We start from the raw sequence: 13,272 nt of genomic DNA, 5'->3' as shown, positions 1-13,272 counted from the left end.
GATAGGCCCCAGCACAACGGCCAGGCAGTGAGCCTGGCCGTTGGAGGGTAGAGCACCCCGCGCAGGGCGCGAGGGTGGGCCAGCAGGGGATCAGTAGGTGTACACGCCCTGGCCGGTCTTGCGGCCCAGGCGGCCGGCGGCCACCATCTCGCGCAGCAGGTAGCAGGGGCGGTACTTGCTGTCACCGAATTCCTTCAGGTAGACCTCCATCACGGCCAGGCACACGTCCAGGCCGATCATGTCGGCCAGGGCCAGTGGTCCGATGGGCTGGTTGCAGCCCAGCTTCATGCCGGCGTCGATGTCCTCGGCCGTGGCCGTGCCTTCGGACAGCACGTAAAACGCCTCGTTGATCATGGGCACCAGGATGCGGTTGACCACAAAGCCGGGCGCGTTCTTCACGGTGATGGGCGACTTGCCCAGCTTTTCCGACAGGGCCTTGACGGTGTCGTGCGTAGCATCGCTGGTTTGCAGGCCACGGATGATCTCCACCAGGGCCATCATGGGCACGGGGTTGAAGAAGTGCATGCCGATGAACTTGTCGGCGCGGCGCGTCGCGGCACCCAGCTGGGTGATGGAGATGGAGGAGGTGTTGGTGGCAATCAGCACCTCGGGGGCCAGCAGGGCGTCGAGCTGCTGGAGGATCTTGACCTTGAGGTCGTAGTTCTCGGTGGCGGCCTCAATCACCAGTTGGGCGCCCTTCAGGTCGTCATAGCTGGTGGAGGTCTTGATCCGCGCCAGGGCCTGTTCCTTGTCGGCGGCGGTGATCTTTTCCTTCTTGATCAGACGGTCCAGGCTGCCGGCCACGGTGGCCAGGCCCTTTTGCACGGCGGCTTCGGAAATATCGACCATCACCACCTGGATGCCGGACACGGCGCATGCCTGCGCGATGCCGTTGCCCATGGTGCCTGCGCCAACGATGCCTACGGTTTGAATGCTCACAGTGTTATCTCCCCAGTTAATGATTGAAATGCGGGAAAGATGGTAGCGAATTTCCCGCGGCACGCCCGTAAAGTGCGCGTCTTCAGACCGGGGGAGCGAGCAGCATGGATGAAACCTTTGATTTCGTGGTCATCGGCGCAGGCTCTGCGGGCAGCGTGCTGGCTGGCCGCTTGAGTGAGGACGGCGCGCACCAGGTGTGCCTGCTCGAAGCCGGTGGCGCCGATGCCAGCCCGCTGGTGCAGTGCCCGGCCGGCATCGCGGGCTTGGCCAGGACCGGCCAGTTCAACTGGTCGATCGACACCGTGCCCCAGCCCGGCTTGAATGGCCGCTGCGGCTTTCAGCCCCGCGGCAAGGTGCTGGGCGGCAGCAGCTCGGTGAATGCCATGATCTACCTGCGCGGACAGCCGCAGGACTATGACGCCTGGGCCGCGCAAGGCAACCCCGGGTGGTCGTGGCAGGAGGTGCTGCCCTGGTTTCTGAAGGCCGAGCACAACGCACGTGGCGCGGACGCGCTGCATGCCCAGGGCGGGCCGTTGCATGTGGCGGATTTGCAGCAGCCCAATCCGCTGAGCCTGGATTTTGTCGAGGCCGGGGTGCAGGCGGGGCTGCCCCGCAACGCGGATTTCAATGGCCCCTCCCAGGAAGGCGTCGGCTGCTACCAGGTCACCCAGAAGCAGGGGGAACGCTGCAGCGCCGCCAAGGCCTATCTGACGCCCCACCTCGGACGCCGCAATCTGCGGGTGCGCACCGGGGCCCAGGTGCTGCGCATCCTGCTGTCGGACACCTCGCAGGGGCTGCGTGCGACCGGGGTGGAATACCTGCGCGATGGCGCACGCCACGTGGTGCAGGCGCGGCGCGAGGTGCTGCTCAGCGCGGGCGCACTGCTGTCGCCCCAGTTGCTGATGCTGTCGGGCCTGGGGCCGGCGGGCCACCTGCAGGAACTGGGCATTCCGCTGCGGTGCGACCTGCCCGGCGTGGGGGCCAACCTGCATGACCACCTGGATGCGATCTTGCTGTGCGATGCGCCGGGACTGACACAGTCGTTCGGCCTGTCGCCCGCCGGGCTGTGGCACGTGGCGCGCGGGGCCTGGCAGTGGCACCGCCAGCGCACCGGCCTGCTGACGACCAACTTTGCCGAGGCCGGCGCCTTTGTGCGCAGCCGTGCGGAGCTGGCGCAGCCCGATCTGCAGCTGCACTTCGTGGTGGGTAAGTTGCTGGACCATGGGCGCCAGACCGTCTGGGGCCATGGTTTTTCCTGCCACCTGTGCCTGCTGCAGCCGCACAGCCGCGGCCAGGTGCGACTGCGCAGTGCCGATCCGCTGACCCTGCCGGCCGTGGACCCGAACTTCCTGGGCGAAGCCCGGGACCTGGCGCCCATGGTGCAGGGGGTGCGCAGCATGCGCCACATCCTGGCCCAGCCGGCGCTGGCGCGCCATGGCGCCAGGGAGCTGCCGGCCTCGGCTGCGGCGCAGACCGAGGCGCAGATCGCCGACTGGCTGCGGCAGACTGCCGACACGATCTACCACCCGGTCGGCACCTGCCGCATGGGCCCTGGCCCCCTGGACGTGGTCGACAGCCAACTGCGGGTGCACGGGGTGCAGGGGCTGCGGGTGGTGGACGCCTCTATCTTTCCGCGCATCACCAGTGGTAACACCAACGCCCCGACCATCATGGTGGCAGAGAAGGCGGCGCACTTGGTGCTGCACGCTGCGCAGCATGCCGCAGCGGCGGTTGGCCTGGTCAGCATGGCGTAAGGCGCGGAGCGCGGGCTGGGCGTCAAGCCGCGGACGCCGGGAAGCGGGTGAAGCTTGATGCGAATCAAGGTGCGGAGGTTTGGATTTGGTGGTTGCGGTGGTTTTCCCGAGAATGGTTACTGGTAGCTACAGTTGTAACCATTAGGCCCCGAGATGAGCGAGACTTCACCGAACATACCGACCCGCCCAACCCATGGCGCTTCCCCAGCCGAAGCCGCGCAGGCCCTGGATGACCAGGTGCGTGCCGCGCTGAGCGCCGGCACCATGGGCCTGTCCCCCGTGGCCCTGGGTTTGGCCGCCGCCGACTGGATGATGCACCTGGCCACGGCGCCGGGCAAACAGATGACGCTGGCCCACAAGGCGGTGCAACTGGCGCAACAGGCTGCGCAAGCCAGCCTGCAGCCCAGCAGCGAAAGCGATGCCCGCTTCAAGGACGTCGCCTGGCAGCAGTGGCCTTACCGGGCCGTCAAGGAACACTTCAAGGCGGCCGACAGCTGGTGGCGCGAGGCCGCGCAGGTTGACGGTATGACGCGCCACCACAGCCATGTGGTCGAGTTCTTCACCCGGCAGTGGATGGATGCCCTGTCGCCGTCCAACTGGGCGGCCACCAACCCCGAGGTGCTGGTCAAGGCCAAGGCCACGCAGGGCGAGAGCCTGCGCCAGGGCGTGAAGCTGTTTGCCGAAGATGTGCAGGCCGCGCGCAAGGCCAAGGCCGACACTGCGGCCGACCAGCTGGAGCCGCTGGAATTCGCCGTCGGCCAGGATGTGGCGTGCACACCGGGCAAGGTGGTGTTCCGCAACCACCTGATCGAGTTGATCCAGTACAGCCCGCAGACCGAGCAGGTGCTGCCCGAGCCGGTGCTGATCGTGCCCTCGTGCATCATGAAGTACTACATCCTGGATCTGTCGCCGCAGAACTCAATGGTGCGCTACCTGGTCAGCCAGGGCCATACGGTGTTCATCGTCTCCTGGCGCAACCCGGATGCCTCCGACCGCGACCTGAAGATGCAGGACTACCTGAGCACCGGCGTGCTGGAGGCCATGGCGGCGGTGAAGTCGCGCACCGGCGCAGCCAGCATCCACACCGTGGGTTATTGCCTGGGCGGTACCTTCCTGGCGATTGCGGCCGCCACCCTGGGGCGCTTGCAGCGCAAGAAGACCCGCACGGCCAAGGAGCAGGCCCTGGTGCCAGCCGATATGCCCCAGCTGAGTTCGGTCATTCTGCTGGCGGCGCAAACCGATTTTGCCGAGCCCGGGGAGCTGGGCGTGTTCATCGACGAGGACCAACTGGCCAACCTGCGCCAGCGCATGAACGAGCGTGGCTACCTGTCCGGCAAGCAGATGGGCGGCTCCTTCCAGTTCCTGGCCTCCAAGGACCTAGTGTGGTCGCGCAACACGCGGCGCTACCTGATGGGCGAGGACGATGCCAGCTTCGACCTGATGAGCTGGAATGCCGACCAGACCCGCCTGCCCGCGCGCATGCACAACGAGTACCTGACGTCGCTGTTCCTGAACAACGCGCTGGCATCGGGGCAGTACCGCTTTGCCGGGTCGACGGTGGCCCTGATGGACATCGCGGCACCGATGATGGTGGTGGGCACCACGCGCGACCATGTGTCGCCCTGGAAGTCGGTCTACAAGATCCACCTGCAGACCGACACGCACGTCACCTTCGTGCTGGCCGCCGGTGGGCACAACGCCGGCATCGTCTCCGAGCCCGGACGGCCACGGCGCAGCTACCAGATCGCCAGCGTGGAAGAAGGCCATGGCTGGACCGATCCCGACGACTGGGCCGCGCGCACGCCGGTGGTCCAGGGCTCCTGGTGGGAGGCCATGGATGCCTGGATCAAGGCCCGCTCGGGCACACCGATGAAGGCCCAGCCGATCCGGGCCGAGCACGTGGTGTGCGAAGCCCCGGGCGAGTACGTCATGGTGCGTTACGCCGACTGACGGCGGAGCGCATCCCCCATACTGGCCTGGCCACCGTGTGCCAGGCCCCCGTTTTTCATAGCTACAGCGCCCAGGCGCAAGAGAGGGAGAGAGGATGCAGAACAACGCAGCCCATGCATTCAGCGTGGCAGGTAAAAAAGGTCTGGTGCTGGGTGTGGCCAACGATCGCTCGATCGCCTGGGGGTGCACGGCGCAGGCCCGCGCCCAGGGCGCCGAGGTAGTGGCCTCGTGCCTGAACGACAAGGCCCGCAAGTGGGTGACGCCGCTGACCGACCCCATCGGTGTCGACCTGGTGAACTGCAACGTGGAAGAGCCCGGCCAGCTCGAAGCCCTGGTGGAGCACGCCGTGCGCAAGCTGGGCAAGCTGGACTTCGTGATCCACTCGATCGCCTGGGCCCCGCTGGACGATCTGCACGGCGATGTGGTGGACAGCTCACGCGAAGGGTTTGCCCGGGCGATCAGCGTCTCCTGCCACTCGTTTGCAGAGCTGGCCAAGCTGTGCGCGCCACACATGCCGGATGGCGGCAGCATGCTGTCGATGAGCTACCTGGGCTCCGGCGAGGCCGTGCCCAACTATGGCCTGATGGGCCCGGTCAAGGCAGCACTGGAGTCCATGGTGCGCTACATGGCCATGGAGCTGGGGCCGAAGAACATCCGTGTGCATGCGGTCTCGCCCGGCCCGATCCTGACGCGCGCCGCCTCGGGAATTGCCGACTTCGATGGCCTGATGGCCTCGGCCCAGGCCAAGGCGCCGCTGCAGCGGCTGGTCACGCTGGAAGAGATTGCCCAGCTCAGCACCTTCCTGTGCTCGGATGCCGCCTCTGGCATGACGGGCCAGACCATCTATGTGGACGGCGGCGTCCACGCCGTGGACTGAAGATCCCCCTGGATTTTTGGCTTTTGCAGAACTGCACCGGCGCCCCGGCGCCGGTCGACCGGAGAAACCCATGAACACCCAAGCCCCTGCGATGGAATGGATGGAAAACGTCACCTACGACGAGCTCGAAGTCGGCCAGAGCGCCCGTTTGCTGCGCACCGTGACGCTGGAGGACATCCAGGCCTTTGCGGCCGTGTCCGGGGACATCAACCCCGCCCACCTGAACGCCGAATATGCCGACGCCACCATGTTCCACGGCGTGATCGCGCATGGCATGCTGGGCGCGGCGCTGATCTCTGCCCTGTTCGGCACCCAGTTTCCCGGCCCTGGCACGATTTACCTGGGCCAGGAGCTGAAGTTCACCAAGCCGGTGCGCATCGGTGACACCCTGACCGTGGTGGCGACGGTGACCGAAAAGGACGACGAGAAAAAGCGCGTCAAGATGGACTGCCTGGTCACCAACCAGAAGGGCGAAGTGGTGCTCAAGGGCGAAGCCAGACTGATGCCGCCGACGCAGAAGGTCAAGGTGCCCACGGTGCACGCACCGCAGATCCAGCTGTTCGACCCGGAGGCCCGCCTCAAGGACTTGCTGGCGCGCGCAGAGCCGCTGCCGGCGGTGCGCTGCGCCGTGGTCCACCCCTGTGACGAAGGATCGCTCAGCGGTGCCATGGACGCGGCACGCCACGGCCTGATCGTGCCGGTGCTGATCGGCCCCGAAGGCCGCATCCGCCGTGCGGCGGAGCAGGCCGGCATCAACCTGGATGGCGTGGAAATCCATGCCGTGGAACACAGCCATGCGGCGGCCGAATTGGCGGCCAGCATGGCGGCCAGCCAGCAGGTGGAAATCCTGATGAAGGGCAGCCTGCACACGGACGAACTGCTCAAGGCCGTGCTGGCGCAGCCGGCCCTGCGCACGGGCCGCCGCCTGTCGCACGTGTTCCGCTTCGATGTGCCTCTGTACAGCAAACCCTTGCTGATCACGGACGCAGCTATCAACATCCGCCCCACGCTGCAGGAAAAGGCCGACATCATCCAGAACGCGATCGATTTCGCGCGCGTGCTGGGCACGGCCGTGCCCAAGGTGGCGATCCTGTCGGCCGTGGAAACCGTGACGCCCAGCATTCCCTCCACGCTGGACGCCGCGGCCCTGTGCAAGATGGCCGACCGTGGACAGATCACGGCGGCGCAGCTCGACGGCCCGCTGGCCTTCGACAACGCCATCTCCATGGACGCCGTGCGCATCAAGGGGATTGCCTCCGAGGTGGCGGGGCAGGCTGACATCCTGGCCGTGCCCGACCTGGAAAGCGGCAACATGGTGGCCAAACAGCTGGAGTACCTGGCCGGTGCCTCGGGCTCCGGGCTGGTGCTCGGCGCCCGCGTGCCGATTGCCCTGACCAGCCGTGCCGACGGCCCGCAGGCCCGCGTGGCCTCGTGCGTGCTGGCGGTGCTGTCCGCCCACGACCGACGCCAGCAGCAGGCAGCCAACGCCTGGAAGCAGGGCTGACCCCAGCCAGGAGACACGCACATGGCCATTCTTGCGGTGAACGCCGGCTCCTCGTCCCTGAAGTTTTCCCTGCACCCGCTGCAGGAAGGGCAGGTGCAGCCCTATGTCCTGTCGGGCTGCATCCAGGGGCTGGAGCCCCAGGGGACGCCCGTCATGGACTGGGTATATCTAGGAAAAAAGCACTCTGAGCCTCTTGCAGTCAGCGCAGGCAGCTCTTCTTTTGAAAGTGCCTTGCAGAGCCTGCGGGCCCTGGTGCACCGCCTGGAGGCGGCACCGGACATCCAGGCCGTCTCGCACCGCGTGGTGCATGGCGGCGGCGTGTTCACGGGGCCGGTGCTGGTGACCGACGAGGTGCTGGCGCAGCTGGCGCGCTTCAACTCGCTGGCGCCTTTGCACCAGCCGCACAACCTGGAGGGCATCCGCCAGTTCCGGGCGGCGTTTCCCCAGCTGCCGCAGGTCGCGTGCTTTGACACGGCCTTCCACGCCAGCATGCCCGAGGTGGACTTTGCCTTCGCCCTGCCGCAAGCGCTGCAGGAGCAGGGTGTGCGCCGCTACGGTTTCCATGGGTTGTCCTACCAGTACATCATGTCGATGCTGCAGACGCACACCATCCGCGGCCGTGGCCGGGTGGTGATGGCCCACCTGGGCAATGGCGCCAGCCTGTGCGCGGCCCTGGCCGGCAGCAGCGTGGCTACCACCATGGGCTTTTCGGCGCTGGATGGCCTGATGATGGGCACGCGCAGCGGATCGCTCGATGCTGGGGTGTTGCTGTACCTGATGGAGCAGGGTTGGCCCCATGCCCAGATCGAAAAGCTGCTCTACAAGCAAAGCGGGCTGCTGGGCGTGTCCGGCATTTCGGCCGACATGCGCAAGCTGCGGGCCGATGGCAGCGCGCCGGCGCAGCGCGCCATCGACCAGTTCACGCACCGGGTGATCCGCGAGACCGGCGCCCTGGTCGCCTGCCTGGGCGGGCTGGATGCCATCGCCTTCAGCGGCGGTATTGGCGAGAACGATGCCGTGCTGCGTGCCCAGGTGTGCGAACGCCTGGGCTGGCTGGGCATCCGCATGGACGAGCAGCGCAACCAGGCCGCCAACGGACAGGGGGCCTATGCCATCCATGCCCCGGACAGTGCCGTGGAAGTGTGGGTGGTGCCCACCGACGAGGGGCGCATTGCGGCCAAGGAGGCGGCTGCCTTGCTGGCCGGGCAGCCTGTGGCAGCACAGCGCCAGGCGCAGCACCCAGCGTTGGCACAGGACTGAGCGTCGCCTTTCGCCGCGCTCCGTCGCGGCTTCAGGCGGGCGTCTGCGCCGGACTGAGGGCTGTGGGCGGTTGCGGCCGCTCCACCACCGTGCCGAACACCAGGCGCCGGCGGCCCTGGCTTTTAGCTTGGTACAAGGCGGTGTCGGCCCGCTGCAGCAGCTGATCCAGGTTTTGATCGCTGTCGGTCTGCAGGGCACAGCCCGCACTGATGTGCAGGGCAAAGCCCAACTCCTGCTGCGCGCGTTGCAGCAGCGCTGCGCTGAAGCGTTGGTAGAAGCTTTGCACGCCATCCGCATCGGCATGCAGCAGCAAGCAGAACTCTTCGCCGCCCCAGCGCGATGCCATCTCGTTGGGGCGCATCTCGGCGTGCAAAACCTTGGCGACCAGCTGCAAGGCGTGGTCGCCGGTGGTGTGACCATACTGGTCGTTCACGTTCTTGAAGTGGTCCAGATCCAGCAACACCACCGCCAGCGGCAGATGCTGGCGCTGTGCCAGGGACTGCATGCGCGGTGCGGTTTGCAGCAGCGCATGGCGGTTGGCCAGGCCAGTCAACTGGTCGGTCAAGGCCATGTCACGCAATTTCTGGTTGGTCTCGTCGCGCCAGGCCACCAGCATGCTGACCAGCGCCAGGCTGCTGCACAGCTGGGCCAGGATGGCGAACAGGTAGTTGGCGGCGGAGTCGTGGGCGAATTCCCGCAGCCAGGGGGTGTAGTACGCCAGGTAGGCGCGTGCCAGCAGCCCCAGGCTCATCGTGGTGGCGCAGGCGGCCATCAGATAGCGCCAGCCGCGGGCCACCGGACGCAGGGGGTGCAGGCACATCCAGCCCAGGCAGGCGACGCTGGTGCCATGGTAGAGGCTGTACCACGCCAGCCGTGTCGGGATGTCGTGCAGCCACCAGGCAAAGCCCAGCGGCCCCAGGATGGCCAGTCCGATGACCAGCCAACGCAGGGGGCGTGGTCCCAGCCAGCACTGCAGGGCCTGGGCCATCTGCCATTGGGCGGCAGCGGCTGCGCAGGTGGCGGACAGGCTGAGTACCGGGTCCCAGAAGGTGCCGCGGATGCGGCTGGCGACCAGGATCAAGGACCAGCCCAGGGCTTGCAGGAGAAAGTAGCGCTGCACGTGCCGTGCTGCCGGGCTGACCGGGGAACCCATGGCCCAGGGCAGGGCCAGGCCGATGGCTGCCAGGTTGATGGCGATCAGGATGGCCATCGAAGCGAAGTCCAACTGGGGCATGGGTGTGGGGCGCGGTGTTTTTACTGGAAGGCAACTTCGGCAAAGCTGCGCAGCTTGCGGCTGTGCAGGCGTTGCGTACCACCGTCGCGCAGCAGTTCCACGGCACGCATGCCGATGCGCAGGTGCTGGTCCACGCGCTCCCGGTAGAAGTGGTTGGCCATGCCCGGCAGCTTGATCTCGCCGTGCAGCGGTTTGTCGCTGACGCACAGCAGTGTGCCGTAGGGCACGCGAAAACGGAAGCCGTTGGCCGCAATTGTGGCCGACTCCATGTCCAGCGCCACGGCGCGGCTCTGGCTGAAGCGGCGCTGCGGCAGGTTGTCGGGCAGCAGCTCCCAGTTGCGGTTGTCGGTGCTGGCCACGGTGCCGGTGCGCATGATGCGCTTGAGGTCGTCGTCCGATACCTGGGCCACGTCGGCCACCGCCTGTTGCAGCGCCTGCTGGATCTCGGCCAGCGCCGGAATCGGTACCCACAGCGGCAGCTCCTCGTCCAGCACGTGGTCCTCGCGCACGTAGGCATGGGCCAGCACATAGTCGCCCAGGCGCTGGCTGTTGCGCAGGCCCGCGCAGTGGCCCAGCATCATCCAGGCGTGCGGGCGCAGCACGGCGATGTGGTCGGTGATGGTCTTGGCGTTGGCCGGCCCGACGCCGATGTTGACCATGGTGATGCCGCTGCGGTCGGCGCGCACCAGGTGGTAGGCCGGCATCTGCGGCAGCCGGGGCGGGGGGGCGCCCAGCCTGTCCACATCCTCGGCGGGCAGGCCGGCGCGGCGGGTGACCACGTTGCCGGGCTCGATGAAGGCGATGTACTCGCTGTCCGGTCGGGCCATCTCGGCGTGGCCCAGGCGGATGAATTCGTCGATGTAGAACTGGTAGTTGGTGAACAGCACGAAGTTCTGGAACCACTCGGGTGCCGTGCCCGTGTAGTGGCGCAGGCGGTGCAGCGAGTAGTCGATGCGCGGTGCGGTGAACAGCGACAGCGGCAGGGCCCCGCCGGGGCGCGGCTGCCAGGTGCCGTTGGCGATGCCGTCGTCCATGGCGGCCAGGTCCGGCAGGTCGAACACTTCGCGCATGTACTGGCGCCGTTGCGCGCTCAGGCTGCCTTCGACGTGGTCGTTGTCCGCGAACGAGAAGTGGATGGGGATCGGCTGGGTGCTGAGGCTGACCTCGAACTGCACGCCGTGGTTGCGCTCCAGCAGGCTCAGCTGCGTCAGCAGGTAGTGGCCGAATAGGTCGGGCCGGGTGATGGTGGTCTCATAGACCCCGGGATGGTCCAGGAAGCCGAAGGCCAGGCCCGATTCCGGCCGACGCACGCTGTGGGCCTGGATGCGCAGCAGCGGGTACCAGGCCCGCACGGGCTGCGGGAAATCCTGGCCTTCCACATAGGCCTGCATGGCCTTGCGCAGGTGGTCGATCTGTTGCTGGTAGAGCCGCTGCAGCTGTGCCAGCGCATCCTGGGCGCGGGCAAAGACGGTGGGCTCGGACGCCAGGGTGAAATATGAAACAGGGGTGTGTGCCATGCCTCATTGTGGCGCACTCATTTGACAGCGGTGCTGCTGCCAGCGCAGCGCCTCCTCGGCCGCCATCGGGCGGGCCAGGTAATAGCCCTGGATCAGGTCGCAGTGCATGGCCTGCAGCATGTCCCACTGCGCCTTGGTTTCCACCCCTTCCGCCACCGTGCGCAGGTTCAGGCTGCGCCCCATCTGGATGATGGCCTGGATCAGGCTGACGTCGTCGGCATCCTGGGGCGTGTCCTTGACGAAGGAGCGGTCGATCTTGATCTTGTCCAGCGGATAGCGCTTGAGGTAAGCCAGCGAGGAGTAGCCGGTGCCAAAGTCGTCGATCGACAGGCGCACGCCCAGCTGCCGCAGCGCCTGCAGCGTGTGCAGCACATGCTCGGACTGCTTCATCAGCGTGGTCTCGGTCAGCTCGATCTCCAGCCATTGCGGGTCGATGCCGGTGTCGGCCAGCACCAGTTGCACCTCCTCGACCAGGGTGCGCTGGTTGAATTCGGTGGCGGACATGTTCACCGCCACCACCACGGGCGGCAGGCCGGCATCGCGCCAGGCGCGCAGCTGCTTGCAGGCGGCGCGCATCACCCAGCGGTCGACCAGGGAGATCAGGCCCCGCGCCTCGGCAAAGCCGATGAACTCGGCCGGCGGCAGCAGGCCGCGCTGCGGGTGCTGCCAGCGCACCAGGGCCTCAAAGCCCTCCAGCCGGTTGGTGGCCAGGTTCCACAGTGGCTGGAAGTGCAGCACCAGCCCCTGGTCATTGGCCACGGCCTCGCGCAGCAGGCGGTCCTGCACCAGCAGGCGGCTGGGGCGCACCTGCAGGTGGGCGCTGTAGTACTGCAGGTGGCCCTGGCCCAGGCTTTTGGCGGCCTCCATGGCGGCGCTGGCGTTGAGCATCAGCTCCTCGGCCGTGCTGCCGTCCTCGGGGTAGATGCTGACGCCGATCGAGGCCGGCAGGTTCACCGCCTCCTTGGGCAGCACATAGGGCTTGTTCAGCGCGAAGCGCAGTTCGCGCAGGATGCAGTCGGGCTGGCAGGCAGTCAGCGGCGAGGCCAGCACCACCACGTACTCGTCGGCGCCCAGCCGGGCGACCAGGTCGTCGGGGTGGACCTTGCTGCGCATGCGGCGTGCGGCATCGATCAGCAGCTTGTCCCCGGCGTCGTGACCCAGCGAGTCGTTGACGTCCTTGAAGCGGTCCAGGTCCACGTACAGCACGGCAATGTGCTGCTGCGTACGCTCGGCCTGCAGCAGCACCTGGCGCAGCTGCTGCATCAGCCCCTGGCGGTTGGGCAGGCGGGTCAGCGGGTCGTGGTTGGCCAGGAAGTAGACCTCGGCCTCGGCGCGCTTGCGCTCGGTGATGTCATTGAGCACCAGCATGCCGTAGGTGTCCCCATCCTCGGGCAGCAGGTGAACGGCGATTTCTACGTCCAGCTCCTGGCCGCCGTGGTGCAGCAGGCGGGTTTCGTGGGCGTGCTCCGTGCCCTGGTCGATCAGGCTTTGGGCTTCGGCGCGCAGCACGTGGGGCAGCAGGTGCAGCACCGGGCGATCCAGCAACTGGTGCAGCGGGTAGCCGGTCAGGGCAATCGCGGCCGGGTTGGCGTCGAACACCCGGCCCTGGCGGAAGAAGATGATGGCCTCCCGCGTGGCGTGGGCGTAGCGCTGCAGCCGTGTGTCACTGTCCTGCACCATCTGCAGGGCGTCGGTGTGCGACAGGTCCTGCAGCGGAATCACCACGATGGCGCGCACCGCGCCGTGTTGCACGTCGGCCACCAGCTGGGTGGGGACGGCCTGCTGGCGGGCAAAGCGCAGCGGGGTCTGCAGGCTGGTGCCGGGCTGCGGGCTGTCGGCCAGGCGTTCCAGCTCGCACTTCCACTCGTTCCAGGTGCAGGGGGACAGATAGCTTTGCGGCGCCTTGTCCAGCAGCTCCTGGCTGGGCATCTCCAGCAGCCGGGCGTAGGTGGCGGTGGCCCAGATGCACCGTCCGCCCGGCCATTGCAGGTAGGCCATGGGCGTGCCGGTGGCCACGGCCACGGCGTGCAGCAGGTCGTGCGGCGGAACGAGGGGGGCACGTGGGGGCACGTTGCTCATGAGACAGATGGGCTTGAGAAGGGCGGTGGTGGCGAGCGGGCGCAAGGCCCGGCTTGCATGGACAATCACCATCCATGCAGGAAGAGCCGTGGGTATACCCAAAGCCCGGTGACTGCGTTTTGCGTTACGGCAAGGCGCGCCGCCGATCGCTGCCGTTG

9 protein-coding genes are annotated in these 13,272 nt (G+C 67.4%); 5 read left to right on the top strand and 4 right to left on the bottom strand.

Annotation, left to right across the window (positions count from 1 at the left end; all coding sequences use genetic code 11):
• Positions 1–90 precede the first annotated feature (90 nt).
• The gene (locus KAQ61_RS14675; protein WP_210929660.1) at positions 91–939 is read right to left on the bottom strand and encodes a 3-hydroxybutyryl-CoA dehydrogenase; all 849 of its coding nucleotides are present in this window, start codon (positions 937–939) and stop codon (positions 91–93) included.
• A gap of 104 nt (positions 940–1,043) precedes the next feature.
• Here KAQ61_RS14675 and KAQ61_RS14670 point away from each other — a divergent pair, with 104 nt between their 5' ends.
• The 5 genes from KAQ61_RS14670 (at position 1,044) to KAQ61_RS14650 (ending at position 8,284) form a co-directional block, all read left to right on the top strand.
• Positions 1,044–2,693 carry a GMC family oxidoreductase gene (locus KAQ61_RS14670; RefSeq protein ID WP_210929659.1) on the top strand — a complete coding sequence of 550 codons (1,650 nt, stop codon included), beginning with the start codon at positions 1,044–1,046 and terminating at the stop codon, positions 2,691–2,693.
• A 153-nt stretch (positions 2,694–2,846) separates the two neighbouring features.
• A complete protein-coding gene (locus KAQ61_RS14665; RefSeq protein ID WP_210929658.1) occupies positions 2,847–4,643 on the top strand; it encodes a PHA/PHB synthase family protein in 1,797 nt (598 codons plus the stop codon).
• A 94-nt stretch (positions 4,644–4,737) separates the two neighbouring features.
• The gene (gene fabI, locus KAQ61_RS14660) at positions 4,738–5,520 is read left to right on the top strand and encodes an enoyl-ACP reductase FabI (RefSeq protein WP_042418433.1); all 783 of its coding nucleotides are present in this window, start codon (positions 4,738–4,740) and stop codon (positions 5,518–5,520) included.
• 70 nt (positions 5,521–5,590) lie between these two features.
• The gene (locus KAQ61_RS14655; protein WP_210929657.1) at positions 5,591–7,024 is read left to right on the top strand and encodes a bifunctional enoyl-CoA hydratase/phosphate acetyltransferase; all 1,434 of its coding nucleotides are present in this window, start codon (positions 5,591–5,593) and stop codon (positions 7,022–7,024) included.
• 21 nt (positions 7,025–7,045) lie between these two features.
• The gene (locus tag KAQ61_RS14650) at positions 7,046–8,284 is read left to right on the top strand and encodes an acetate/propionate family kinase (RefSeq protein WP_210929656.1); all 1,239 of its coding nucleotides are present in this window, start codon (positions 7,046–7,048) and stop codon (positions 8,282–8,284) included.
• A 31-nt stretch (positions 8,285–8,315) separates the two neighbouring features.
• On the opposite strand, the gene KAQ61_RS14645 is transcribed toward KAQ61_RS14650, so the two are convergent.
• From KAQ61_RS14645 to KAQ61_RS14635, 3 genes are read right to left on the bottom strand one after another with little or no spacing between them, the layout of a single operon-like run.
• On the bottom strand, positions 8,316–9,518 hold the full coding sequence (locus tag KAQ61_RS14645) for a GGDEF domain-containing protein (RefSeq protein WP_043381844.1): 1,203 nt from the start codon (positions 9,516–9,518) through the stop codon (positions 8,316–8,318).
• 20 nt (positions 9,519–9,538) lie between these two features.
• Entirely contained in the window at positions 9,539–11,035 is a 1,497-nt protein-coding gene (locus KAQ61_RS14640) for an AMP nucleosidase (RefSeq protein WP_045265991.1), read from the bottom strand.
• Positions 11,036–11,038: 3 nt separating this feature from the next.
• Complete coding sequence (locus KAQ61_RS14635; RefSeq protein ID WP_210929655.1) at positions 11,039–13,114, bottom strand: putative bifunctional diguanylate cyclase/phosphodiesterase; 2,076 nt, start codon at positions 13,112–13,114, stop codon at positions 11,039–11,041.
• Positions 13,115–13,272: the final 158 nt, after the last annotated feature.

It is taken from the genome of Comamonas aquatica, assembly GCF_018064205.1.
Classification (GTDB): domain Bacteria; phylum Pseudomonadota; class Gammaproteobacteria; order Burkholderiales; family Burkholderiaceae_C; genus Comamonas; species Comamonas aquatica.
The sequence above is the reverse complement of the archived record's forward strand: the minus strand, read 5'-3'. Positions and strand labels throughout refer to the sequence as shown.

Bases quoted from the DNA above. Each gene is read 5' to 3' on its own strand.
- KAQ61_RS14670 (WP_210929659.1), top strand. From the start codon at position 1,044: ATGGATGAAACCTTTGATTTCGTGGTCATCGGCGCAGGCTCTGCGGGC.
- KAQ61_RS14665 (WP_210929658.1), top strand. From the start codon at position 2,847: ATGAGCGAGACTTCACCGAACATACCGACCCGCCCAACCCATGGCGCT.
- fabI (WP_042418433.1), top strand. From the start codon at position 4,738: ATGCAGAACAACGCAGCCCATGCATTCAGCGTGGCAGGTAAAAAAGGT.
- KAQ61_RS14655 (WP_210929657.1), top strand. From the start codon at position 5,591: ATGAACACCCAAGCCCCTGCGATGGAATGGATGGAAAACGTCACCTAC.
- KAQ61_RS14650 (WP_210929656.1), top strand. From the start codon at position 7,046: ATGGCCATTCTTGCGGTGAACGCCGGCTCCTCGTCCCTGAAGTTTTCC.
- KAQ61_RS14645 (WP_043381844.1), bottom strand. From the start codon at position 9,518: ATGCCCCAGTTGGACTTCGCTTCGATGGCCATCCTGATCGCCATCAAC.
- KAQ61_RS14640 (WP_045265991.1), bottom strand. From the start codon at position 11,035: ATGGCACACACCCCTGTTTCATATTTCACCCTGGCGTCCGAGCCCACC.
- KAQ61_RS14635 (WP_210929655.1), bottom strand. From the start codon at position 13,114: ATGAGCAACGTGCCCCCACGTGCCCCCCTCGTTCCGCCGCACGACCTG.